Genomic DNA, 23,564 nt, shown 5'->3' with positions numbered 1-23,564 from the left:
ATGGAGTCTATCGCACAAGAGTTTCTGTTCCTGTCGGAGCTTGCCAAAGGCATTGCCGCCCAGTTCGGCGAAAAATGCGAGGTCGTGGTCCATGATTGGTCCAAACCTTACGACAGCACCATTACCATTATCGAGAACGGTCATGTTACGGGACGCAAGGCAGGCGATCCGGGAACGAATCTAGGTCTCGAAATTATGCGCGGCACCTCGGAGGGCGACAACCGCCATAATTACATCACCCAGACCGCCGACGGCCGCATCCTGCGATCCACCTCGATGTATGTGAAGAATGCGCGCAGTGAGATTATCGGTGCCGTTTGCATCAATTTCGACATTTCTGATCTCATGGTCGCGGAACGCACCTTGCAGTCGCTGACCGGAACGAGCTTGCAGGGGGTGAAAGAATCATTCGTCAGCAATGTGAATGATCTTCTCGACACACTCATACAGGAGGCTCAGGATGCAATCGGCAAGCCGCTTGTCCATATGAACAAGGAAGACAAGATTCGCTTCCTCCAAACGCTCGATCTGAAAGGGGCCTTCCTTATCAAGAAGTCCGGAGAGAAAGTTTGCGCTTATCTTGGCATTTCCAAATACACCTTGTACAGCTATCTCGAGGAATCGAAAGCATCGCACCATTCTGAAGGAGGAACCGATACATGAAACCGTCGCTTGATGTAAAACCCTTATTCGAAACGCCTTGCCTCGTCATTCGCGAGGAGCAACTGCATGCCAATGTGGCAGCGATGGCCGAAGCCGTCGTTCGCACCTCTGCGAAGCTTCGTCCGCATACGAAAACGCATAAGCTGCCCGAAATGGCGCAACTGCAAATCGATGAGGGAGCGGACGGCATTACCGTCGCGAAAATCGCGGAAGCGGAGGTGATGGCCGCTGGAGGCATTCGAGATATCTTCGTTGCTTATCCGATTGTTGCTTATTCCAAGCTCGAACGCGCGGCCCGCTTGCTGCAGGCTGGCATTCGGCTCATTCTTGGCGTTGACAGCAAGGACGGCGCAAGCCGCATGTCGGAGATTGCCGTCAGGGAGGGCATTTCCTTCGAGGCGAGGCTCGAGATTGATTCCGGCATGGCTCGAACGGGTGTCACGCCTTCCGATGCCGTCAAGCTCGCTGAATGGATACATAGCCTTCCGGGCATTCATCTGACCGGCTTGTTCACCTATCGCGGCGCCATGCTGAAAGGAGCCGCAACCATGGAGCTTCGCGCTGCCGGCCATGAAGAGGGACGTATCATGGCCCAGACCGCAGCGGCTATTCGGGACGCAGGCATTCCTATCGCGGAGGTGAGCGTCGGTTCATCTCCCACAGCGCTTTATGCGGCGGAAATCGAAGGCATCACGGAGGTTCGGCCGGGCACCTATATTTACCAGGATCGCATGCAAGCCGCATTCGGTCTCTGCCATCTGGAGGATTGCGCCGGGACGATCTGGGCGACCGTGGTCAGCAGACCCGCTCCGGATCGAATTGTCATCGACGGAGGCAGCAAGACCTTCGCGACGGATGTGCAACCGGGCAAGCCTCCGCTGCACTTGAAGGGCTTCGGCCATATTGTCGGCGACGACGCTGCCGTATTCGATCGCATGAGCGAGGAGCATGGCGTCATCCTTGTCGATCCGGACAGCGACTACCGCATCGGAGACATCATCTCGATTATTCCGAATCATATTTGCAGCACCGTGAATCTCCATAACAGCATCTACTTGGAGAATGCAGACGGGGAGCTGAAGAAAATCAAGATTGCGGCTAGAGGCTTGCTGGACTAGATCATACTGAACGAGAGGAGCACACACAACTATGTCAACCATTGAACGGAGGCTTGCGGAGCTTGGAATCATGCTGCCGCAACCGACAGAACCCAAATTCGCCTATATTCCGGTGAATCAAACCGGCAATCTCATCTACACCTCCGGCTTTGACTGCCGTATCGACGGCAAGCTGATGCATGAAGGCAAGATCGGCGGCGAGCTTACGATCGAGCAAGGCCAGGCAGCCGCGCGACAGGTCGTCATTAACCTGCTTGCCGCCATGCAAGGCTATCTTGGCAGCTTGGATCGGGTCATCAAGATTGTGAAGATTCTGGGGTTTGTGAACAGCGCGCCCGGCTTTGGCGATCAACCGTATGTGATGAACGGAGCGTCCGAGCTTCTGATCTCCGTCTTCGGCGAGAATGGCCGTCACGCCCGCTCCGCGATCGGCGTCAGCGATTTGCCGTTCCACACGCCGGTCGAGATCGAGCTCATTGCCGAAATTCGCGATTAATCTTGCGGCTTTGCACGAAGCCGGCATGCGATGAACAAGGAGAACCCCTGAGCGAATAATCGCACAGGGGTCTTCTTACGTGAAATCATCCTATTATTTTAGAGTAGCGGATACGCGATTAGCGCAGATGAATGAACGAAAGCGTGATGATTAGTACAGGCAAGCGCGAGTGATGATAACGAGAAGGATGAAGAGTACCAGGATGCTGCCAGTGCTGGTGAAGGCTCCGCCTACAGGATTGCAAGAAGCGCCTGCCACCGGATAGTGAGAGTTTGCACCGCCAGATACGTTTGCTGCGTAGTTCATTTTGTCATCTCCTTTTTGTTAATGTACAGTATCCTATGTCTATCTCCCCAAATTGTATAGGCTATGCGGAAATATGTGCGTTTGCACATTTTTCGCGAAAGCCCTCACCATGCGCAGCCCGTCGCGGCGTTAATCGGCAAATTTTTGTACGGTTGTCCGCCGCCCTTCCGCAATTGCAGGAGAAAGCGGCTCATCCGCCTAAGTTCATCTGCCATAGGAACAATCACCCAATCATTGAGAGGCAAAGGCGCATAACCTACAGAGTACTCAAAACGTAAGGAGGTGCATGTAACAATGTCCGGTTGCGTTGGTGGTGCTTTCACAAACACAGGTTCAATCCTGGTTCTCTTTATTCTGCTGGTGATTATCGCTTGTAGCTTCGGCGGCTACGGCGGCAAATGGTGCTAAGAAGGATCTGACATGTCTCCTCCATGCATGCAGACTTGACTCGGCCCCTTATTCGAGAGCGAAAGACCTGCCCCCGGCAGGTCTTTCTTCGCATGACAGCGAGTCAAACTGCAAGCATAAAGCATGGGTTTGACGGCGTAAGATACATAAACACGATTGTAAAGGAGGCTCTCAAAGGATGAGCTATGGAAGCAATGCCTATCGCCGTTTGATGCTCTCCGCAGCGAGCAGCGCTCCTGTACGCGGCTTCATGCTAAGGCGCGGAAGGAGGCTCGCGCTGCGTTTCGTCGCAAGCGAGACAAGAGAAGCGCTGTGGCCTCGTATTCGCGAGCTCGATCATCAAGGCATACTTGCGGCGATAGACCATCTGGGAGAAACCATTGTTCATATCGAAGACGCCCCGCCATGCAGAGAGGAATATGTACAGCTGTCAAAAGAGATGGACATTGAAGGGATTCCATCCCATCTATCCATGAAGCCTACCCAATTGGGGCTGTTGCTGGACCCCGAGGCTTGCTATCATCATATTCTCGCTGTCGTGAAGCAAGCGGCGGCCTCCCAACAATTCGTATGCCTGGACATGGAGAATTCTCTGGTCACTGACGCCACCTTGTCCATCGTCCGCAAACTTCATAACGACGGTTTCCGCAATGTCGGAACCGTAATCCAGGCTTACCTGCATCGTTCCAGGGAGGATGTCGAGCAATGCTTGAGGGACGGCATTTCCTTGCGGCTGGTCAAAGGCGCTTACAATGAACCGGCCGCAATCGCTTATCAATCACAATCCGCCATTCTGAAAAACTTTAATGCATTGATTCGCATGCATTTGGAGCAAGGCGCGTACGTGGCCGTGGCCACGCATGATGATGCTGTCATCCGCTCAGTGAAGCAATACGCGACAGAGCATGACATCAATAAATCCGCATTCGAATTTCAGATGCTCTATGGTTTGCGAATGAAAGAGCAGCAGAAGCTTGCCGAAGAGGGCTATCGCATTCGCTGCTATGTCCCTTACGGCACGATGTGGTATCCCTACTATACGAGAAGACTCGCAGAGAAGCCCTCTCATCTATGGCTCGTGATCAAAAATATGTTGGGCTGATTACTCGGCCCGCCTGCTTCCTGGCTCCTCTGCTTGCCGTTAATAGATCCGATTATTGGGCGGAATATCGTCTCAGGATGAATGACCGATGAGCATGTGCGCAGAGGGCGGAGCGCAGCTATGATCACTCACATTCAACGCCCAGCAGCATATAATGCCATGTGAGCCTTTCCGCCGAGGAGAAAGGGGAATGGGAATGAGCGATAGCGGCAACGATGACGAGCTCGACCAACTTTCCGCATACAGCGAAATCCAGATAGCCAGGCTGGCCTTTATCGGAGCAACGATTGCGACCATCGGAGACGGGTTAGCCGCGCTTGCCGCGGGACTTGCTCTGGAAGACTTGGAAAATCCGATCAATCAAAGATCGCAGCATACCCATCATCATCAACTGTTGACGGCTCAGCGAAATCTTGATTATTATATTGGGGAATTGATAAAAGCAAGGAAGCATATTCGTTAATGGACGCTGCCGTATTCGATTTGATGTCGCCGCATGCCGGAATGCTGAAAAGCCCGCCTCCATTCATGGAGGCGGGCTCTGGCATTTGGTCGCAAATCATCGTTACAGATATCGACATTTTTTCATATTACCTGTAAAATGTAGATAAGTGTCAACCATGACTCTATTAGCGAACAGAATCGAGGGATGCAGCATGTGCACCTGCAGAGTGAATATTGAAGAGCTTCGGACCGAGATGGAGCTTGCCTATACAGAGTTTCAATCGTTTACCGATCCTATCGTATTGGACGCAAGCCGATTGCTCGATGACGCTCTTACGGACTATCGTAATTGCCCTTGTTTTGAGAAATGCAATCAATGGGGCAGTGAGCCTGCTAATGATTGCGGGGAGCATGCTTCCGCTACTCCCAAATCGGCCAAGAAGAAGATTGCCGGCTAAAGGTAACGCCGTTCCGATTAACATATTGGATCTGATTTTGCAAAAACTCGAAACGCTCGATGCCGACAATAGCGATAGCTTATAGAATAGGCTTCTCACAAAGTTCAATCTGAACTGGCGAGAAGCCTATTTTTTTAAGCTAGCCTTACTATTCTATTCCTCCAGTATCAAGCACGGAAACAAGGTTGCATGCTTGTTGGAAGCCAGACTGATAAACGGGCTCACCGTATTGCTGGAGGCAACAAGGACCAAAGATACCGCCCGGTCTTCAGCAGACAATTGCTCATTCACATAGGACGTCACATCCAGCGTATACCAGCCGGCTTCCGACATCGAAACGTCCCCGACATGGCTCCATAAAGATTCGCTCGGCTGGTTGTTCCAGGTGAGTCCGGTCTCCGTCCAGGTGTCGTCGGCAAGTCCGCGTACGCGCACATACGTAGCGTCTACTACAGTGCTGTTATAGAAGTACAATCCGGCTTGATCGACAGCAACGCCATCCCATCCCTGCAAATCCGCTTTCATGTAAGACTTGCGAACATAAGCGGTATTCGTATCCCCCTTCAGAGCCATATGGCAGGAAAACCCTTTGACAATGAGAATGATTATCATCTACAATAATCCCAACACAACCGCTGACGCTTGTCCGACCTGAACAGCCGCCCGCCAAACGCGGCCGCTCTATAGACGGATGCGCCAGCGAATCTATGGTTCGGGGAGCGATAAACATGGGGATGTCGGACATTAGCGGCAGCGGACAGGCAGCGAGCTCCGTCATCGAGGCGCTTGCGCACACGGTTGGCGACTGGCGCGGGCTTTCGACGCATTTGGAGGAGATGGAGAAAGCGGTACTGCCTGCCGAACAGGAAGCGACGGCTGCAGGCCGATTAGCGGATGGCCGCGTTCTGTATATCATTGTGCCCGATCGGGGCCAAGTTCACTTTGTAATCAACGAGGAGCAGACGCCGCTGCGCCTCGCTTCCGCCGTCGTATGCGAGCCCGGCGACATGGTCGCTTGGCATATGCCCGGCGGCGGCGCGGCGACAGTATGGCGATTTCGCTTTGCGCTGACATGGGAAGGCGGGCCGGATGCGGATAACGGCCAGGAAGGAAGCGGGCGGAGCCGGATGTTTCTACCGGCGGCGGACTTCCGGATCCGGTCGTTATACCACGCCATCGAGCAAGGCTGGCGACAGCACGCGCTGGAGCAGTTCCGCTGCCAATCGTTATTCGCAGAACTGTTGTACATTCTGATCCGCCAGCAGCACGAAGCATCGCGTGAAGATTCACAAGCGGCGATTGCCGCAACGAAGCGCTATATGGAACGGCGCTACATGGACAAGCTGACGATCGAACAACTGGCGCATCGAACCGATATGAGTCAAGGATACTTTCTCCAGCAGTTCAAGAAGATATATGGGACCAGTCCGATTGAATATATAACAGAGTGTCGCATAGCAGCGGCCAGGGACATCCTGCGTCAATCGCCCGCTATGCCGCTCGGCGATGTCGCCAAATCGGTTGGCTATGACGACGAAGGCTATTTCAGCCGCCGCTTCCGGCAAAAGCTCGGCATCTCGCCAGTAGCCTACAAGAAAAACTCCGAGCTTAAAGTAATCGCATTGAACTACCACACCATCGGTCATTTGCTGGCGCTGCAGATCATTCCGAGCGGAGCTATTCTCGACCCGCGATACGTGTGGGACTATTATGAGCAGTACAACGCCGATGTCGACCTGCATTTGCACAGCATGCCAGACGAAGAAACCGTCATCCGGGAGCTGGCCCGCCACCGCCCCGACCTGATCGTGCTTCGCGACAATACGAACCCGATCTATGTCGCCCAGCTGCGGCAAGCGGCCTCTGTTCTTCTGCTGCCATGGAATGCAGACGTGCAGTGGCGCGAGCTGTTCGTGCTGTCGGCGTCGTTCCTGAATAAGGAGGCGCAAGCGGAACGCTGGCTTGGCCAATACGAGCGCAAGGTCGATGCGGTGAAGCGTAAGCTCCCTGCGGCGGTTCGACGCGACACACTGCTGGTCGTCTCCGCGTCGGACTACGGCCTCTTCATCGTCGGCGACCGACACGCCGGCTCCGTTCTGTACCAGGACCTCGATCTGACGCCGGCTTGTCCGACCGCGGAAGCTATGCAACCGACGACGCCGGAAACACTTGGCACGATCCCCGCCGATCGCGTGTTAATCATCTCCGACTCCGGCCCGGCGGCCGAGCGTCAGTTGGCCGAATTGGCGAACTGCCCAACCTGGCAACAGTCAGGCGCCGTGCGCAACCGTAAGGTGCATCGCGTACAGCGGGGGTTATGGTTCGAATATACGCCGCACGCCCATCTGTGGAGTTTGGACGCCGCCGCGCGACTATTTCGCTAAGGATTGTCCCAATTTCTACTGAAGATCCTCCATGGCTTCGAATGCTCCCCTCCTCTATAATTAAGAATGATAATCATTATACATATGGAGGAGCAGAACATGAACAAGACATTGGGCAAAACGTTGTTGGGGGCGGTTTCGCTAAGCTTGGCATTTGGACTTGCAGCATGCGGGGGGCAACAAGGGAACGGGCAGCAACCGACCTCTTCCCCTACGCCGTCGTCCGACGCGTCGACTAGCCCGGCGACATCGCCGGAAGTATCAACCACGGAACGAACGTTCACCGACGATTTTGGCAATACGGTGAAGGTGACAGGAACGCCCGAACGCGTACTCGGCGTATATCTGGAGGACCCGCTCGTCGCGCTCGGCGTGAAGCCGTTGCTTCAGTTTAATTTTAGCGGAGCAGGCGCCTCATACCTGCAACCATATATCGGCGACGTACCGCTCGCCGGCACAGGCACAGCCATGATGACGCCTGAACAGGCGCTGAGTGTCACTCCCGATCTGATCATCGCCCATTCGCTTGTCGCCAACGAGGAAGTCCGCGGCGAATTCGCCAAAATCGCACCGACCTATGGTCTGGACGCTGGCAAAAGCGACTGGAAAGCAATTCTGCGGAAAATCGGGGAACTGCTCAACCTGTCGGACAAAGCGGAGCAGGTGCTGAAGGATTACGATGTGAAAACGGCCTCCGCCAAGGAGAAACTTGTCAAGGCGACGAGCGGCCAAACCTTCGCCTTGCTGCGGCTCACCGGCAAGGAATACCGATTATATGGCGTCGGCGCTAGCGATCCGTTCAACGGCAAGCTGTTGTACGAGGATCTCGGACTTACGCCAGCCAAGCTCGTGCGCGAGCTGCCGCAGGATGGCGGCGGGTCGTTGTCACTGGAAATGATCCCGCAACTGGACGCTGACCATATCATTCTTGTCGTCAACGACGCGGGCAAAACCCAAGCGCAGGAGCTGATGAACAACAGCCTGTGGAAAGACCTCCCAGCCGCCAAAAACAACCGCGTGTACGAAGTGGACCCGACGCTTTGGCTGTCGATTGGTTACATGGCGAATACAGGAAAAATCGACGACCTGCTGGCGCGTGTCGTCCGCTAGGCGGCCGTTGTCGAGCAATCCTGACGGAAGGGAGTACAAAACTGTGACTGAATCGAATAAAGCCATAGATTTATATGATGTAACGATAATTGGCGGCGGACCCGCCGGCATGTATGCGGCATTTTACAGCGGCATGCGCAACATGAAGACGAAGCTAATCGAAGCCAAGGACGAGTTGGGCGGCTACTTGCACATGTACCCGGAAAAGACGATCTGGGATGTCGGCGGCATCCCGCCCATCCGTTGCGACAAGCTGATCGAATGGCTGTCCAAGCAAGCTCGCACCTTCGATCCGACTCTCTTGTTCGGACAGAAGATGATCGGATTCGCCCGGCAGCCGGACGGCACGCTGCTGCTCGAAACGGATACCGGTGAACGCCACCATACGCGAACGGTCATTATCGCCATAGGCCGCGGCGTCGCACAATTGCAGAAGCTGGATATCGAAGGGGCGGACCGCTTCGAGGTAACGAACCTGTACTATACGCTTCAGGACTTGAACAGCTTCCGCGGTCGCCGCGTGCTCGTTTCCGGCGGAGGCAACACCGCCGTCGATTGGGCGCGGGAGTTGGCCGACGTAGCCGACCGCGTCACGGTCGTGCACCGCCGGGATGAGTTTACGGCCATGGAGCGGCATGTTGAGGAAATGCGCCGCGTTGTCGACGTCCGCACCCCATACGCGGTCGAGAGGCTGCACGGCGACGGCGACGCCGTTCGTCAAGTGACCATCCGGCATGTCGAAACCGGCGCGTTCGAGAGGCTGGACGTCGACGCCGTTGTCGTCAACCACGGATATAACCGCGATTATGGCTCGCTCCGAGAATGGGGATTGACGATCGGAGAATGGGGCCTCACGGTCAACAATCAGGCGGAAACGAACATTCCCGGCATTTTCGCTGCCGGCGATTGCTCCACCCACAGCAGCAAAGTGCGGCTGATTGCCGGAGCATTCGTCGACGCCGTACTCGCGCTCAACAGCGCGAAGCGGTATATCGACCCGTCCGCGGCGCCGATGGCGTATGTGTCCTCCCACAACGACCGCTTTCGCGAGTTGAACAAGCAATTGACGCGTTGACCCGGAATCCAAATTCGCAGAATGAAAGAAGTGGAATGGCAAAGAAGTCCATCGTATAAATGCTCGACGCTAATAAAACAGGCTTCTCACAAAGTTCGACTGAACTCGTGAGAAGCCTGTTTTTTCTTGTGGTTAAAATGTAGTCAAACGGCGTTCTTCCGCTGAAGAACCTCTGATGCTTAGGGCTCCAAGAGCCTTTTTACATCATGCCACCCATGCCGCCCATACCACCCATGCCGCCCATGTCAGGCATAGCCGGTTTGTCTTTCTCAGGCTTGTCGGCGATTACCGCTTCAGTAGTCAGGAACATAGCCGCGACGGATGCTGCGTTCTGCAGAGCGGAACGCGTTACCTTCGCCGGGTCGACGATGCCCGCTTCGAACATGTTCACCCATTCGCCGGAAGCGGCGTTGTAACCAACTCCAACCTCTTCCTTCTTCAGACGCTCTACGATAACAGAGCCTTCTTGACCTGCATTCGCTGCGATTGTGCGGATTGGCTCCTCCAGGGAACGAAGCACGATGTTCACGCCTGTTTTCTCGTCGCCTGCTGCTTGAACAGCCGCAACCGCCTTGTATACATTGATTAGAGCTGTGCCGCCGCCGGATACGATGCCTTCTTCAACCGCAGCGCGAGTGGAGTTCAAAGCATCCTCGATGCGAAGCTTGCGCTCTTTAAGCTCAGTTTCAGTAGCTGCGCCGACTTTGATAACCGCTACGCCGCCAGCCAATTTAGCCAGACGCTCTTGCAGCTTCTCTTTGTCGAAATCGGAAGTCGTTTCATCCAACTGGGCGCGAATTTGTTTCACGCGCGCAACGATGTCGGCAGAGTCGCCGGCGCCGTCAACAATGATTGTGTTTTCTTTCGTAATGCGTACTTGACGCGCGGAACCCAGAGAATCAACATCCGTTGATTTCAACTCCAGTCCGAGCTCTTCCGTAATCACTTTGGCGCCGGTAAGCGCAGCAATATCCTGCAGCATCGCTTTGCGGCGGTCGCCGAAGCCTGGAGCTTTAACCGCTACGCAAGTGAAGGTGCCGCGAAGCTTGTTCAATACCAGAGTAGTTTGCGCTTCGCCTTCAACATCCTCAGCGATGATCAGAAGCTGCTTGCCGGATTGAACAACCTTCTCCAATACCGGAAGAATTTCTTGAATGTTCGAAATCTTCTTATCTGTAATCAAGATGTACGGATTCTCAAGAACCGCTTCCATCCTGTCTGTGTCCGTAATCATATACGGCGAGATATAGCCGCGGTCGAACTGCATGCCTTCAACCACTTCAAGCTCGGTTGCGAAGCCTTTGGATTCTTCAACGGTAATAACGCCGTCGTTGCCCACTTTGTCCATAGCTTCGGCGATCAGTTGACCAACTTCCTCGTCAGCGGAGGAGATTGCGGCAACCTGAGCGATCGATTGCTTGCCTTCGATCGGCTTGGAGATTGCTTTAAGCTCTTCCACAGCCGCTTTCACGGCTTTCTCGATGCCTTTGCGAATAACCATCGGGTTAGCGCCTGCAGTTACGTTCTTGAGGCCTTCGCGAATCATCGCTTGAGCAAGAACGGTTGCCGTAGTCGTGCCGTCGCCCGCTACGTCGTTCGTTTTAGTCGCTACTTCCTTTACAAGCTGAGCGCCCATGTTCTCGAACGCGTCCTCAAGCTCGATTTCCTTCGCGATGGACACGCCGTCATTTGTGATGAGCGGGCTTCCGAATTTCTTCTCAAGCACGACATTGCGTCCCTTTGGTCCCAGTGTCACCTTAACCGCATTTGCAAGCGCGTCAACTCCGCGCAGCATCGCGCGGCGAGCGTCTTCGCTGAATTTAATTTCTTTCGCCATTATCAATAAACCTCCCAGTCATAATTTGAATTTCTTAAGTATGTGAACTCGCTAGTCGCAGCCTATTCGAAAATCGCGTGGATATCGCTTTCCTTCATGATCAAATACTCTTTGCCTTCGTATTTGATTTCTGTGCCCGCATATTTGGAGAACAGAACGCGGTCGCCTTCTTTTACTTCCAATGCAATGCGCACGCCGTCCTTCAGAGACCCGCTGCCTACAGCCACAACCTTGCCTTCTTGCGGTTTCTCCTTCGCGGAATCAGGCAATACGATGCCGCTTGCGGTTGTTTCTTCCTTCGCGATGGCTTCGACCAATACGCGTTCACCCAATGGTTTAATCATTGAAAATAGCCTCCTTCTAAATTTGTCGCTTTTTGTCATTTCGTTAGCACTCGTAAGCGGTTAGTGCTAACAACCACTATCATCATACTTTTTTTTGCGATCAATTTCAAGTCCCTGAAATGAAATTTATCGTACCTTAACAACTTCGATTCCGAACTTGTCATCCTGCGAATTGAAATACGAAAGAAGCCTCCAGCTCTCTTCCGGAAGAAGCTTCCCCGAGCCAAATGAAATCAAGCGTATACCAGCTTCTATCCTCACCGGAATGATCCTTGTCGGTGCGCATTGTCACCTCTGCCTTCCACTGCTCGCTGTCATATATAATGTTCAGCGTGACCTCTCCGCCGATCTTCAGCTTGCCGGGCTCAAGCATCTCCGGCTTATGGATGAGAATGAATCGCTCGTGCAGACTTCTGTCCAATTCGATGTCTTCCCTCATGACAATGCTGTCGTGCAATAGCAGCGTTGGCTGGTTTCCCGTTCTCCACTCGAAGCTGCGAATGAAGCTCTTGAGACCTGCTTCCGCAGGATAGGCTTCCGTCAGTTCGACCGTGAACAGGCTGCGTGCTTCCTCAACCGAAGCATCGCGCACCACAGCGCGATGCTCTTTGCCCGCCGCTTGACAACTGCCGTTCACGATTGGAAGCGAATGCCCCTGCGAGCCGTTGCACCAGAATTCATATCTTTCGGACCCGAAATATTGCTTGGTATACATCCCGCTTCCGAGATCCGCCAGCAGCACATCCTCGCTCGCATGCAGAATGAAATGCCCGCAATCATTGTGATTGTGGGATTCCCCATTATGACCGCCCTTGGCTGCGAAGCAATATGTATGGCCTTGCTCGTCGGTCGAACGGGACATCAGCCATGCCGCATCCTGCAGATAATGAGATTCAACCGGCCAATCTCCGCTTGCCAAAAAATCGGAGGGCTTGACCCAAACCAAATTTCGTATCGCATGAGCCCAGCGCCCGCAATGATCCTCGGCGTAGGGAGCTCTCAGCTTCGAATTCGGAATTGCAACCTCATCGAACAGGTCGTGGAGATAGGATGACAGTCCCATAAACACGCCGCTTCTTTGATTCGAATCCGAGAAATTAATAATCGTGTGTCCGCTGGAGAAAGCCCGCTGCTGGAAAAGGGCAATCTGTCTCAGCTTCTCGCCTTCGAAGCCGTCGATTCTTCCCTCCGTCGATTCCTTAAGCAGCGCCGCAAAATAAGTGTAGAAACCGAAGCCGTATTGCCAGTAACCATAGCCTTCGGTGCAGGCTCCGTCATTTCCGTAGCCGTCGAAGAAACAACGCATCGCCTCCATCACTCTTGCCAGAATGGTCGACAAACGCTCGTTGTCGTCAACCAGATAGAGCGCGGCCGAGCCTACGGAGCCCGCGCATACCGCGGACCAGTTATTCTCCAGCCGCTCCCAATGATAAGGTCCGTCAGACAGGAAGGGCGCCAATATTCGTCGCTCCGTCTCCTCCGTCATTCTCTCTCTCAATGCTCCAGGAAGCCCGTCTCCCAGAAGCGCGGATATTTCCGCCATGGCAAAGCCGGTTTCCGCAGCGAACAGATCAATTGTGTTGGGACCGAGCTCCTTCTTGTAGTGAGCCGGCAAGCACCAGGTTCTCTCCTCGCAAATCGCGAGAACGGCCGCTTCTAATGCTGACGAATAACGCAAGGAATCAGGGTGCAACAAGGTCATGATGGCAAATGAGTTCAAACGCTTTCTTTTTTCGAAATAAACCCGTTCGTAAGAGAGTCTTTCCCCCGTCTCCTCGAACGCATTGAACAAGGCATCGGTAAGAAGGGGCTCCTCGCTTGCAAGCAATCGTTCCGCCTCGGCTTGAATTTCTTGCAGCAGCTCTCGATGCGATTCCGCGCCAGCCATCTCTCTTCGATGCTCGCTCCATGTTCTTCCTCCGGGAATAAGCAAGGATGAACCCCGCTTTCTTCCCTCTCCCAGCAATGTCTGGATTTTCTCTTGCCTATACTCCTTCAACACATGATCTCCCCCCATGATTATTTCCGCTGACTTCGATACTCAACCGGCGTTGCGCCTGTGAAGGATTTGAACAGCTTGATGAAATAACTCTGATTATCATAGCCCAGCGTTTCGCAAATTTTCCCTACCGGCGTCGTTGTTCGATCAAGTAACTCCTTCGCGCGATGCATCTTCATCCTCGTTACATATTCGATAAAGGTCTCCCCGGTTTCCTTCTTGAACAAACGGCTGAAATAGCTCGGATTCATGAACAAGCGCTCGGAGACCTCTTCCAGCGTAATCTTCTTGTCCAAATGCATCGCGACATACTGGCAGGCCTCGGCAATTTCCTTCCGCAAATGCTGTCCGCCGGGTTGATGCTGGTCCTCCAGAAGCGACTCGCAATAGGATTGCGTCCATTCCCGAAGCTCCGCCCATGTATGCAGCTCGCGAACCTCGCTCGCAATCTGGTCCATGTCGCCCCTCTTCTGATAATCAAGCGCGGATTGCAGCTTCAGCCTGCAATCCAGAAGCAGCTTGAGCGTCCAGTCCTTGACAATCTCCGGAGAGACCAGGCCTTCCTTTGCTTCCTTCATCCAACCTTCGATTGCCGCATTCATCTCCCCCTTGCGTTTGTCCGTTATGCATTCGCGGAGAATTTCGCTCGCCTGATGAAAGCTGATCCCCATTTCTTTGTCGGAGGACGCTGCCTTCGATGCGAGCGCGATCGAGCCGCGATTCCGATAGAAGCGGCTCGCTTCGTCGCGTCTAAGATCCAGCAGCGCAGCCTTGATACCATGGGGCGACGCGCAACGATCTCCAATCAAGAACGAGATCGAAAGCTTCAAGGCTCCCTGCACCGCTGTCTGTATCTGTCCAAGCAACCCCCGCACCTCATCATATCCGTTTACCTTGAGGCCGCCTTGGAAGGAAGAGAGCAGGATACTCTCTCGCGCGTCATAATGAAGATGGATCGTTCCTGCGCCGTTCAGACGCACGGCCTCCTCCATGACATTGTCCAGCGCGAATCGGAGCATATCCTCCGATTGGAATCGCTGCTTCGCGGAGCGGAAACAATCTACCAAGCCGATGGTCGGAATAATCGTCTCCCGATGCGACAGCGGAAGTCCGAAGCTCTCCAGCTCGCTCTTCCATTTCTCCCCGTCAATCACGGGCTGCTGAAGCGTATTGCGTATGAAGATTTCCTTCATATGGGAAATATTGCGATCAACGAGCTGCTCCATTCTTAGCTGCTTGTGTTGAAGCGTTCTCTCCTCCTCCAGGCTTCGGGAGAAGCGCTTCAGCAAGGCTTCGATCTGGGCAGGCTCGAGCGCATCCTTAAGCAGATAATCCTGAACCTGCATCCTCATGGCAGCTCTCGCATAATCGAATTCCGTATGACAGGACAGGATGGCGACGCGCAAATTCGGCTTGATCGCCTTCAACTTGTCGATAAGCGTCAATCCATTCATCTGCGGCATTCCGATATCCGTTATGAGAATATCCGGCATGTCCAGAAGCGCCGCTTCATAAGCGAGAGCCCCGTTCTCGTGCATGCCGATAACCTCCATGCCCATGCTCTCCCAGTCCATTGCATAATGAATCATCTCCAGCACCGGAAAGTCGTCATCCGCCAGCATTACTTTAATCATGCCCAGTTACCTCCTGTTTCGGAATATGCAGCGTAATTTGCGTGCCAATATCGATATCGCTCCTGATATCAATATAGAAGCCCTCGCCGTAGGTCATCTTCATGCGCTCATGAACGTTGGACAAGCCAATGCTCGAAAGTCCCCCCTTCGTTTCCCGCTCTGTGCCTTCAACTGCGGCAGTATGACCGTGCTGCGACAAGCTCTTTTCCAATTGCTCCAAAGTCTCATCGTCCATGCCGCGCCCGTCATCCGTTATCTGGAGCATCGTTTCGCCGGCACGCGACTTTGCAGAGATCTCGATTCTTCCTTCCCGCTGGCTCAGGCCATGAATAAGCGCATTCTCGATAATGGGCTGCATGAAGAACCTTGGTACCATGAGCTGCAACGTTTCCGGATGGGCGTCAATATCCAGCTCCACCTGCTGCTTCTGTCGCATATTCATAAGCAGCATATAGTCAGCGATAATAGCAAGCTCTTCCTCGAGCGGAATAAGTCCCTTCTCTTGTATAATCGTCATGCGCAGCAGCTTCGACAGCGAGCTGATCATCTCCGCGCTCTCCTGATCGCCTTTGCGCATCACCTTCATCCGTATGGAATTAAGCACATTGAATAGAAAATGAGGATTAATCTGCGCTTGCAGCATCGCGAGCTCCGCCTTGCGCTTTCTTGTCTGCGTTCTTGTAATTTCGGCGATCATTTGCTTGATTCGATCAAGCATCTGATCAAAGGATTGGCCAAGATAGCCGATTTCGTCCTTCCCTCTTATATTCGAACGAACCTCGAGATTGCCCCGCTCCACCGTTTCCGCCATCTTGCCGAGCCGCACCAGCGGCTTCGTAAAGCTTCCAAGGAGCGACAGAAACAACAGCAGGAAGACGACAAAGGATACTAGCAGCAAAGCCGCGACTTTGTTGAAAATCGAATTTAACTTGTGTACAGCGGCTTTGTAGGGCGTCAAGGAAACCAATCGCCATCCCGTAAGCGCCGACAACTGCGTCGTTTGAATATAGCTCTCTTCATCCAATTGAACGAGCTTCGTGTCCGTCCCTTTGTCTTCAGTCTCTTGCGGATGATAGAGCTGACCGATGCGCCCGGAGTCATGATCGGATAAGATTTCGCCATTGGCGCTCAGAAGCATCGTCTCTTGCTCATCGGCTACCCGTTCGAATATCGTGCTGACCTGCGTCTCCATAATTGTCACAATGACGTAGCCATAGGGCTTCACGCCCGCTCGCAGCGTTCTGGCCATCGATATTTGATACGGACTGTTCTTCTTCTCGTCCGGAAACACCGTCGGCGTTGTGCCAATCCAGAAGGATTGCAAGCCCTTCAGCTCATCCAATTGCGGGAACCACGCCTCCTCTTGCAACGAATGCGGATCAAAATCGGCCAATGAATAATTCGTGTAGACTGAGCCGTCCTTCAGAATAACGCTGACATAGGCCTTGTCGCCGTGTGCGGTCATCGTTTCGATCTTATTCGTAATTTGCGATCGATCCATGTACCTTTCGTATTCGGCATCAGGACCTTCATACGACTTGCCGGCCGCAATCGCCTTCAAGATGATCTGCATCTTGGGATCATTCTGCAGCGTATTGCCGATATAAAGCATATAATCGAACAAATTCGACACATAACCGTCTACTAACTGAAGCTTCTGCTGCGACTGCAGAATCGCCTCTTGCTTGACCGCGTCCTTCGTCAATACATTATAGAGGAGCAGCGTGATGAAAGCCGGCACCAGAATGCATACAATTGAAGTGACCATGAGCTTGAACCGAAACGACCTGGACCACAGCCACGGCTTGCCTTGGCCTCGAACCTGCATGACCGCACCTCCTTACGCAATGGAAAAGAGAGGCGCAGCTTTTCCCTGCACCTCTCCGTCCTGACCATGATACCTAAGAGTATACCTTATTATTGGTTCGCATCAATGATCTTCTGCACGCGCTCATCCAGCGCGGCAATCGTTTGATCGATATCCTGCTTGTCATAGATCAGCTTTTCGTATTCTTCGTTAATCACTTTATACACCTCGGACTGATAGGTCACCGGCGGAATGATCTTGGAGGACTTCGCATTTGCCAGCGTGTTGATCAGCGATTCCTTGTCGACCTTCTCCGGATGCTGCGTTCCGCTGAGAATAATGTCGATAATGGACGCCATCTCGGAATCGCTCACGCCGTTCCATGCCGGGATGTTTTTGCCTTGAGCGATTTGGCCCTTCGTTGTGTACCAGCGAACGAAGGTGTATGCCGCGTCTTTATGCTTCGAGCTTTGAGCGATCGATACATAATCCGTCGTCACCATCGTGTAGCCGCCTTCGTCGCCCTCGTTGTTTTTCGGAATCGGCGCCACCGCCACTTCGAAATCAAGCGGGAATTGCTCGGTTCCGCCCAGCTCGGTGTTCATCCAGCTTCCAATCATAATCATGCTCGCGCTTTGGCTGAAGAACTGATTGCGATAGTGAAGCTTCTGCGACATCACATCGGTGTACGGAGTAGCCGATTTATCCTCTTTCTCCATCTGCACGCGCAGCTCGAGCGATTTGCGGAAATTCGGGCTGTCGAAGTTCATGGTGCCGTCTGCGTTCAAAAATTCGGAATTGTCGGGTTGATTGCCAAGAGCCAGCTTCATGAATTCCATCCATCCGCCGTTCTGCGGACCATGGAAGTAAGTGCCGTAATGCTTCGAAGCGCCCTCTCCAGTTGTCAGCTGCTTCGCATAGCTCGTGAAGTCGTCCCACGTCCAATCCGTTGGCACCGCAAGACCCGCCGCATCGAGCTGCGTCTTGTTCAGCAGCACGTACCAAGGATTGAATTTGCCCGGCAATGCGTATACATGATCGTTCAAGGTGGTGTCCACTTTGTAATCCTCGGTTACGTCGAAGCCGTCCTTGGCGATATATTCATCCATCGGAGCGACCATGCCCAGACCGACGCGCTGCGCATAACTTGCTGGATCACTGAACATAATCACATCCATATCCTCGTTGGAGGAAGCCGCAAGATCCAGCTTTTGGAGCGCTTCCTGCGAGTCTCCTTTTTCGCTCAGCACATTTACGTTCACCTTGATCAGCGGATACTCTTCTTCGAAAGCGGCTATCGTTTTCTCCCAATTATAATTCGCTTCATTGCCGAAGGTGTGGAGCTGAATCGTCACCGGCTTGTCGGACTCGCTCGGCGCATTCGTCGCGTTCGAATTTCCGGCATTCGCATTATTCGATCCGTTATTGCCGTTGTTGCTCGAACAAGCCGTCAACAGCATCATGACTGCCAACACTAGAATGAAGACCGTTTTTTTGTTTGTTACCATGTGTAAACCCTCCTCGTTTCTTTGCGTACTTAATTGGAAAGCGTATGTCTCGAATGCGGATGGAATGGTTGTATCCGCTTTCTTTCCCTTATTGTAGCAATGCCGATCCAGCTCCCTATACTATAATTTTGACCAGAAATACGTTTATTTTGACTTTTAGAGGTTGTTTCGCACATCAGATTGGCAGTCATTCTTCAGCCCTTCACGCCGCCGAGGGCAATGCCTTCGATGACGCTCTTCTGCCCGATAATAAAGACGATCAGCAAAGGCAATATAGCCGAGACCGCCGCAGCCATCATGAGCGAATAGAATTCGCCGTTAATCGTCGTGAACTTCTGCATGGCAAGCTGAATCGTATAGAGCTTGTCGGTGCGAAGGAAGATAAGCGGATTCTGATAATCATTCCAGGTCCAGATGAAGCGAAGGATTGCATAGGTCGCAACGGCAGGTCGGACAAGCGGGAACGCGATTTTCCAGAAAATGCGGAAATGTCCCGCTCCGTCCATCTTCGCCGATTCAATGTATTCATTATGCACGCCCATGAAAAATTGTCTTAGCATGAAGGTACCAAGCACGCTGAAGCAGCCCAGCATCACAAGTCCGGTATGGCTGTCGAACAGTCCGATATTGCGATACAGCAGAAATTGCGGCACCAGAATCGCCTGCTGAGGAATCATATAGGTGGCAAGAACGATCATGAACAAATATTTGCTTGCCGCGAATTGAATTTTGGAGAAGCCGTAAGCCGCCAGCGCCGAAATGCCGGCCGAGACGGCCGTGGTCATCACCGTAACCTTCACGGTATTCCAATAATATTTGTAGAACGGGAACTTGCCGGTCCATACTTCCTTGTAATTCTCGATGGCATGCCATTTGTGAGGAAGCCACTGGATGGGATAGGTGAAGACCTCCGCCTCCACCTTGAACGATGCGGACAGCATCCATAGGAATGGCAGCAGGAACACGATGCTTATCGCGAACATAATGATCGTAAGCACGCCTTTTCGAATCCGTTCAATCTGTAATGCGGTCATGAGCCTCTCCTCCTAGTAATTCACCCATTTTTTCTGTCCGATCCACTGCAGTACCGTAATCATCATAACGCAGGCGAACAGCACCACCGCCATTGCCGAAGCATAGCCGATCTTCAAATTGACGAAGGCCGAATCATAGAGATACCAGACAAGCATGCTCGTCGAATTGAGCGGTCCGCCCTTCGTTAATACCGCAATCAGATCGAATACTTTGAACGTCGAGATAATGCCCGTTATTAATAAGAAGAACGAGGTTGAGGACAGCTGCGGGAACGTGATGCTTCTGAACTTCACCCAAGTGCCGGCCCCATCGATATCCGCCGCTTCATAGAGATCCTTCGGAATCGATTGCAAACCCGCGATATAGACAATTAGATTGAAACCAATTGAAATCCAGATCGAGATCATCATGATGGAGGGCAGCGCATAGCTCGGATCCGCGATCCATTTCGGGGGATTGTCAATGCCAAGCGACATCAGGAGCTGATTCACCGGACCCGCCGAAGGATTGAATAACACCTGCCATACAATCGCCACAGCGACAACGCTGGAGATATAAGGCATGAAATAGGCTACCTTGAAATAGCCTTTCAAATACACGTATTTATCAATAATGACCGCGAGCACCATCGATATGGCCAAATAAATCGGGACCGCAAGCAGGAAGTAAGCATTGTTCCGCAGTGATTTCATGAACCCCTCGTCGTCGAACAGACGATTAAAATTATCGAACCCGACCCATTTCATTTCCTTGAATCCGGCTATAAAATTCCAATCCGCCATCGAGAGCAGGAATGTCGCAAGGATAGGCAGCAGCGTCAATACCGTTACCCCGATCAACATCGGCCCTACGAATAAAAAACCGGAAATCGTTTCCCTTCTCTTCATGCGATTGCTTCTCTTGTCCGCCTTTACGATGTCTTTCTGCCGAGTTGGCTGCAATGCTTGCATGAATTTCACCTCGCTTCTGTTATCTACATTCATTATAGAAAAAGAAGCGAGTTCTTCTTTAACGATTTCTTGCTGAGCTATGCCGTTATTTTTACCTTTCAGCTGCGAGAAGCAAAATAAACATAAAAAAGCACACGGATTAGCGTGTGCTTGCGAGGTCATATATTCCATGCGCCTATTCATCTTCCGCTTGCTCTTCCTCCCATTTCTTATCCGCCGCTTGTTGTTTCCTGAATATGATGCCGGACAAGAAGACACTCATCTCATAAAGTCCGATCAGTGGAATAATAACGATGATGTCCGAAACAAAGTCCGGAGGCGTTATGACGATGCCAATAAACACCAGAATGAAATAAGCGATTCTCCTCATTCGTCGCAGCAGCATCGGATTAAGCAATCGAATTGCCGTAAGAAACATAATGAGCAACGGCAGCTCGAACAGCAACGAAACAGGAATCAAGATGCTGAACATAAAGGAGAAATATTGAATGATGCCATACGTTTCAACCAAATTCAAATGGCTCGCAATCGATCTGGTGAAATGAAAAGCTAATGGAAACACGACAAAATACGAGAAAGACAAGCCGATTAGAAACATAATCAAGGCGAACGGCACGTATTTCAACGTTGATCTCTGTTCATGAACCCGCAGCGCGGGCTTGACGAAAGCCCATAGCTGGTAGGCGGTGAACGGCAGCGTTATGACCAAAGCAATAACGAACGCGAATTTCATATACATGCCGATGCCGTCCCACAGCGAGAATGTATTGAGCGTTATCGTATTCGCCGGCTTCTGGCTCATAAGCAAATTATAGGCTGGCTCGGCTACTGAAATGCCAATAACAAGGCCCAGCACGAGCACAATCAAGATATAGATAATTCGTTTGCGCAGCTCGCCAATATGCTCGAGAAGCGGCATCAAGCCGTCATCGCCAAGCAAACCCTGCCTGCCGGCAGAGCGATGGCTCGTATTCTCTGACATTACTCGTACCCCCTGCTGTTACAATGACCGCCAAGATGAAAGATAGCCTTGAAAAAAGCGGTTCCTCTTAGTCCGGGAGCCGCTTGTTTTCTTTTTCGCTATTTTCTGCACGACTAACATCGATTCGGCTCTTCTCTTTCTCATTGCGATCGTCGTCGTCCATAATTTCTCTTGCGCCGGACTTGAATTCTCTCAGTGTCTTGCCGAAAGCGCGTCCAAGCTCGGGAAGCTTGTTGGGTCCGAACAGCAACAAAGCGACCAGAACAAGAAGAATCATGCCTGTAGCACCTATTCCACTCACTCGAAATACCTCCTTATCGTTCTATCCATTATAGAAGTCCTCCATAACCCAGCTCGACAATATCCTCACGACCAATTCGTTCTCCTGCCAAAATTCGCGGCAGCAGCACATCGAACGAAGTGAAGGGATCATGCATCACGCAGCCTGGCAAACCTAATATAGGGACGTTGTTCATATAGCCGACAAGCAGCATAGAGCCTGGAAGCATTGGCGTGCCATAGCTGATAATCTCGGCGCCGGCCTCGCTTATCGCTCCAGGTGTGCGATCATCCGGGTCAACAGACATTCCGCCCGTTACCAATATCATATCATAACCGGCCGCAAGCAAATAGTGTATTTCCTTGACAATTATTTGTCGATCATCCGGCGCGAATCGCTGCTCGGCAACTTCTGAGCCAAGAGCCTGCAGCTTCGCCGTCACCGCTGGTCCGAATTTATCTTGAATTCTGCCGCCGAACACCTCGCTTCCGGTTGTCAGCAAGCCCGCTTTCATCTTCCTGAAGGGCTTGACGCTTAACGGCGCTTTGCCGTTATTCGCCTCCCGGAATCGGGATGCCAGTCTCTCGACTTCCTCGACCTTTGCCCTCGGAACGACAAGCGGAATCGCACGCGTAGCTGCGATAGAGGCTTCTGCCTGAAGCACGACTTTGCTCTTCACCGTGGCCAGCGCGATCTCTCCCAGACGGTTAACCGCCCGGACAAGCTCTTCATCGATATCGGCGAGTCCCAGAATCGGCGATTTGATCGTAACCTTGCCCTCATGCGGCTCCCTTAACAGCAGGTTTTCGTCTGCCAGAGCCGCTGCCATTCGATTAGCCGCGTCATCTTCATGAAGCTCGTCTGAGCCAAGCTCCATGACGTAAATATGCTCTTTCCCGATATCAAGCAGCTGCGGGATATCCGCTTCGCTGATGACATGCCCGCGCTTGAACAATCTGCCTTTGAATTCGCCCGGGACGATTTGCGTCAGATCATGAGCCAGGCTCAGCCCAATAGCATCATGAACGGACACTTCTCTTAGAAGCGTGCTCCCTCGCTTCATTCCCGCTTCTTTTCCGCCATTCGATTCATGCATGCCCATCATTCGTTATGCTCTCCAAGCTGTCCGGACAGAATCCCGAGCGCATGGGGCAATTGATCCATAATAGCCATCAAACATTCGTGAACGCCCTTGGGGCTTCCCGGCAGGTTAATAATGAGAGAGCTGCCCCTGATGCCGCATATGCTTCTCGACAGCATCGCTCTGCGCGATTTCTGCAAGGTGCCCATCCTCATCGCTTCCGCGAGCCCGGGCACTTGCTTGTCAATAACCTTCAGAGTCGCTTCAGGCGTAATATCACGCGGCGCAAGGCCGGTTCCTCCCGTGGTCAGAACAAGATCAGCCTGGTAATATTCCGTCATTTCAATAATAGCGGCAATAATCTCATCCTGCTCGTCCGGCACAATGCGATAATCAACAATAACGCCGCCGAGCTCTTCCTCCACAAGCTCCCTGATCACTTGAGCGCTTGTATCCTCGCGTTCACCGCGCGAGCCTTTGTCGCTGGCGGTCAACAAGGCAACCTTCCATTGCATCTCTTATTCCTCCCTTCCTCTTCTCTCG

The 23,564-nt window shown here is 52.6% G+C and carries 24 protein-coding genes; 10 read left to right on the top strand and 14 right to left on the bottom strand.

Annotation, left to right across the window (positions count from 1 at the left end):
* The 3 genes from HFP08_RS06905 to HFP08_RS06895 are packed head-to-tail and all read left to right on the top strand — an operon-like array spanning position 1 to position 2,277.
* Complete coding sequence (locus HFP08_RS06905; RefSeq protein ID WP_168119814.1) at positions 1-663, top strand: helix-turn-helix transcriptional regulator; 663 nt, start codon at positions 1-3, stop codon at positions 661-663.
* A complete protein-coding gene (locus HFP08_RS06900; RefSeq protein ID WP_168119812.1) occupies positions 660-1,781 on the top strand; it encodes an alanine racemase in 1,122 nt (373 codons plus the stop codon). Before HFP08_RS06905 ends, HFP08_RS06900 begins: the two co-directional genes overlap by 4 nt.
* 31 nt (positions 1,782-1,812) lie before the next feature.
* Complete coding sequence (locus HFP08_RS06895) at positions 1,813-2,277, top strand: RidA family protein (RefSeq protein ID WP_168119810.1); 465 nt, start codon at positions 1,813-1,815, stop codon at positions 2,275-2,277.
* A gap of 150 nt (positions 2,278-2,427) precedes the next feature.
* Here the strand turns inward: HFP08_RS06895 and HFP08_RS29185 are convergent, their stop codons facing one another.
* Positions 2,428-2,535, bottom strand: coding sequence for a sporulation protein YjcZ (locus HFP08_RS29185; protein ID WP_168119948.1), 108 nt, complete (start codon positions 2,533-2,535; stop codon positions 2,428-2,430).
* Positions 2,536-2,877: 342 nt separating this feature from the next.
* On the opposite strand from HFP08_RS29185, the gene HFP08_RS29180 reads away from it, so the two are divergent.
* The 4 genes from HFP08_RS29180 (at position 2,878) to HFP08_RS06875 (ending at position 4,995) form a co-directional block, all read left to right on the top strand.
* Positions 2,878-2,991, top strand: coding sequence for a YjcZ family sporulation protein (locus HFP08_RS29180; RefSeq protein ID WP_240941150.1), 114 nt, complete (start codon positions 2,878-2,880; stop codon positions 2,989-2,991).
* Between the two features lie 178 nt (positions 2,992-3,169).
* Positions 3,170-4,093, top strand: coding sequence for a proline dehydrogenase family protein (locus HFP08_RS06885; protein WP_168119809.1), 924 nt, complete (start codon positions 3,170-3,172; stop codon positions 4,091-4,093).
* A gap of 190 nt (positions 4,094-4,283) precedes the next feature.
* Entirely contained in the window at positions 4,284-4,556 is a 273-nt protein-coding gene (locus HFP08_RS06880; RefSeq protein WP_240941148.1) for a translation initiation factor 2, read from the top strand.
* 193 nt (positions 4,557-4,749) lie between these two features.
* Entirely contained in the window at positions 4,750-4,995 is a 246-nt protein-coding gene (locus tag HFP08_RS06875; RefSeq protein ID WP_168119808.1) for a Spo0E family sporulation regulatory protein-aspartic acid phosphatase, read from the top strand.
* A gap of 153 nt (positions 4,996-5,148) precedes the next feature.
* Here the strand turns inward: HFP08_RS06875 and HFP08_RS06870 are convergent, their stop codons facing one another.
* Positions 5,149-5,607: a CBM96 family carbohydrate-binding protein gene (locus HFP08_RS06870; protein ID WP_168119806.1), complete on the bottom strand. Its 459-nt coding sequence runs from the start codon at positions 5,605-5,607 to the stop codon at positions 5,149-5,151.
* A gap of 95 nt (positions 5,608-5,702) precedes the next feature.
* Here HFP08_RS06870 and HFP08_RS06865 point away from each other — a divergent pair, with 95 nt between their 5' ends.
* The 3 genes from HFP08_RS06865 (at position 5,703) to HFP08_RS06855 (ending at position 9,564) form a co-directional block, all read left to right on the top strand.
* Positions 5,703-7,379 carry a helix-turn-helix domain-containing protein gene (locus HFP08_RS06865; RefSeq protein ID WP_168119804.1) on the top strand — a complete coding sequence of 559 codons (1,677 nt, stop codon included), beginning with the start codon at positions 5,703-5,705 and terminating at the stop codon, positions 7,377-7,379.
* A gap of 66 nt (positions 7,380-7,445) precedes the next feature.
* Positions 7,446-8,489, top strand: coding sequence for an ABC transporter substrate-binding protein (locus tag HFP08_RS06860; protein WP_168119802.1), 1,044 nt, complete (start codon positions 7,446-7,448; stop codon positions 8,487-8,489).
* A 43-nt stretch (positions 8,490-8,532) separates the two neighbouring features.
* Positions 8,533-9,564, top strand: a complete 1,032-nt coding sequence (locus HFP08_RS06855) for an NAD(P)/FAD-dependent oxidoreductase (protein WP_168119801.1) — start codon at positions 8,533-8,535, stop codon at positions 9,562-9,564.
* A 199-nt stretch (positions 9,565-9,763) separates the two neighbouring features.
* Here HFP08_RS06855 and groL read toward each other — a convergent pair whose 3' ends face one another.
* From groL to HFP08_RS06795, 12 genes are all read right to left on the bottom strand, one after another.
* Positions 9,764-11,401 (bottom strand): chaperonin GroEL, encoded by a 1,638-nt coding sequence (gene groL / locus HFP08_RS06850; RefSeq protein ID WP_168119799.1) that lies wholly within the window; start codon positions 11,399-11,401, stop codon positions 9,764-9,766.
* Positions 11,402-11,463: 62 nt separating this feature from the next.
* Positions 11,464-11,745 (bottom strand): co-chaperone GroES, encoded by a 282-nt coding sequence (gene groES / locus HFP08_RS06845; RefSeq protein ID WP_168119797.1) that lies wholly within the window; start codon positions 11,743-11,745, stop codon positions 11,464-11,466.
* 160 nt (positions 11,746-11,905) lie between these two features.
* Positions 11,906-13,744: a heparinase II/III family protein gene (locus HFP08_RS06840; protein WP_168119795.1), complete on the bottom strand. Its 1,839-nt coding sequence runs from the start codon at positions 13,742-13,744 to the stop codon at positions 11,906-11,908.
* A gap of 20 nt (positions 13,745-13,764) precedes the next feature.
* A complete protein-coding gene (locus HFP08_RS06835) occupies positions 13,765-15,378 on the bottom strand; it encodes a response regulator transcription factor (protein WP_168119793.1) in 1,614 nt (537 codons plus the stop codon).
* Positions 15,371-17,206 carry a cache domain-containing sensor histidine kinase gene (locus tag HFP08_RS06830; RefSeq protein ID WP_168119791.1) on the bottom strand — a complete coding sequence of 612 codons (1,836 nt, stop codon included), beginning with the start codon at positions 17,204-17,206 and terminating at the stop codon, positions 15,371-15,373. Before HFP08_RS06830 ends, HFP08_RS06835 begins: the two co-directional genes overlap by 8 nt.
* Positions 17,207-17,295: 89 nt before the next feature.
* Positions 17,296-18,693 carry an ABC transporter substrate-binding protein gene (locus HFP08_RS06825; RefSeq protein ID WP_168119790.1) on the bottom strand — a complete coding sequence of 466 codons (1,398 nt, stop codon included), beginning with the start codon at positions 18,691-18,693 and terminating at the stop codon, positions 17,296-17,298.
* 194 nt (positions 18,694-18,887) lie between these two features.
* On the bottom strand, positions 18,888-19,727 hold the full coding sequence (locus HFP08_RS06820) for a carbohydrate ABC transporter permease (RefSeq protein ID WP_168119788.1): 840 nt from the start codon (positions 19,725-19,727) through the stop codon (positions 18,888-18,890).
* A gap of 12 nt (positions 19,728-19,739) precedes the next feature.
* Positions 19,740-20,615, bottom strand: a complete 876-nt coding sequence (locus HFP08_RS06815; RefSeq protein WP_240941178.1) for a carbohydrate ABC transporter permease — start codon at positions 20,613-20,615, stop codon at positions 19,740-19,742.
* 238 nt (positions 20,616-20,853) lie between these two features.
* Positions 20,854-21,660 carry a twin-arginine translocase subunit TatC gene (gene tatC / locus HFP08_RS06810; RefSeq protein ID WP_168119785.1) on the bottom strand — a complete coding sequence of 269 codons (807 nt, stop codon included), beginning with the start codon at positions 21,658-21,660 and terminating at the stop codon, positions 20,854-20,856.
* A gap of 67 nt (positions 21,661-21,727) precedes the next feature.
* Entirely contained in the window at positions 21,728-21,961 is a 234-nt protein-coding gene (locus HFP08_RS06805) for a twin-arginine translocase TatA/TatE family subunit (RefSeq protein WP_168119783.1), read from the bottom strand.
* A 28-nt stretch (positions 21,962-21,989) separates the two neighbouring features.
* Positions 21,990-23,042, bottom strand: coding sequence for a molybdopterin-binding protein (locus HFP08_RS06800; protein ID WP_481856550.1), 1,053 nt, complete (start codon positions 23,040-23,042; stop codon positions 21,990-21,992).
* Positions 23,042-23,536 (bottom strand): MogA/MoaB family molybdenum cofactor biosynthesis protein, encoded by a 495-nt coding sequence (locus tag HFP08_RS06795; RefSeq protein ID WP_168119782.1) that lies wholly within the window; start codon positions 23,534-23,536, stop codon positions 23,042-23,044. Before HFP08_RS06795 ends, HFP08_RS06800 begins: the two co-directional genes overlap by 1 nt.
* Positions 23,537-23,564: the final 28 nt, after the last annotated feature.

Origin of the sequence: Paenibacillus sp. HB172176 (assembly GCF_011947265.1) — a bacterium.
In the GTDB taxonomy this organism is placed as follows: Bacteria; Bacillota; Bacilli; order Paenibacillales; family Paenibacillaceae; genus Pristimantibacillus.
The sequence above is the reverse complement of the archived record's forward strand: the minus strand, read 5'-3'. Positions and strand labels throughout refer to the sequence as shown.

Bases quoted from the DNA above. Each gene is read 5' to 3' on its own strand.
- HFP08_RS06905 (WP_168119814.1), top strand. From the start codon at position 1: ATGGAGTCTATCGCACAAGAGTTTCTGTTCCTGTCGGAGCTTGCCAAA.
- HFP08_RS06900 (WP_168119812.1), top strand. From the start codon at position 660: ATGAAACCGTCGCTTGATGTAAAACCCTTATTCGAAACGCCTTGCCTC.
- HFP08_RS06895 (WP_168119810.1), top strand. From the start codon at position 1,813: ATGTCAACCATTGAACGGAGGCTTGCGGAGCTTGGAATCATGCTGCCG.
- HFP08_RS29180 (WP_240941150.1), top strand. From the start codon at position 2,878: ATGTCCGGTTGCGTTGGTGGTGCTTTCACAAACACAGGTTCAATCCTG.
- HFP08_RS06885 (WP_168119809.1), top strand. From the start codon at position 3,170: ATGAGCTATGGAAGCAATGCCTATCGCCGTTTGATGCTCTCCGCAGCG.
- HFP08_RS06880 (WP_240941148.1), top strand. From the start codon at position 4,284: ATGGGAATGAGCGATAGCGGCAACGATGACGAGCTCGACCAACTTTCC.
- HFP08_RS06875 (WP_168119808.1), top strand. From the start codon at position 4,750: ATGTGCACCTGCAGAGTGAATATTGAAGAGCTTCGGACCGAGATGGAG.
- HFP08_RS06870 (WP_168119806.1), bottom strand. From the start codon at position 5,607: ATGATAATCATTCTCATTGTCAAAGGGTTTTCCTGCCATATGGCTCTG.
- HFP08_RS06865 (WP_168119804.1), top strand. From the start codon at position 5,703: ATGGTTCGGGGAGCGATAAACATGGGGATGTCGGACATTAGCGGCAGC.
- HFP08_RS06860 (WP_168119802.1), top strand. From the start codon at position 7,446: ATGATAATCATTATACATATGGAGGAGCAGAACATGAACAAGACATTG.
- groL (WP_168119799.1), bottom strand. From the start codon at position 11,401: ATGGCGAAAGAAATTAAATTCAGCGAAGACGCTCGCCGCGCGATGCTG.
- groES (WP_168119797.1), bottom strand. From the start codon at position 11,745: ATGATTAAACCATTGGGTGAACGCGTATTGGTCGAAGCCATCGCGAAG.
- HFP08_RS06835 (WP_168119793.1), bottom strand. From the start codon at position 15,378: ATGATTAAAGTAATGCTGGCGGATGACGACTTTCCGGTGCTGGAGATG.
- HFP08_RS06830 (WP_168119791.1), bottom strand. From the start codon at position 17,206: ATGCAGGTTCGAGGCCAAGGCAAGCCGTGGCTGTGGTCCAGGTCGTTT.
- HFP08_RS06825 (WP_168119790.1), bottom strand. From the start codon at position 18,693: ATGGTAACAAACAAAAAAACGGTCTTCATTCTAGTGTTGGCAGTCATG.
- HFP08_RS06820 (WP_168119788.1), bottom strand. From the start codon at position 19,727: ATGACCGCATTACAGATTGAACGGATTCGAAAAGGCGTGCTTACGATC.
- HFP08_RS06815 (WP_240941178.1), bottom strand. From the start codon at position 20,615: ATGAAGAGAAGGGAAACGATTTCCGGTTTTTTATTCGTAGGGCCGATG.
- tatC (WP_168119785.1), bottom strand. From the start codon at position 21,660: ATGTCAGAGAATACGAGCCATCGCTCTGCCGGCAGGCAGGGTTTGCTT.
- HFP08_RS06800 (WP_481856550.1), bottom strand. From the start codon at position 23,042: ATGGGCATGCATGAATCGAATGGCGGAAAAGAAGCGGGAATGAAGCGA.
- HFP08_RS06795 (WP_168119782.1), bottom strand. From the start codon at position 23,536: ATGCAATGGAAGGTTGCCTTGTTGACCGCCAGCGACAAAGGCTCGCGC.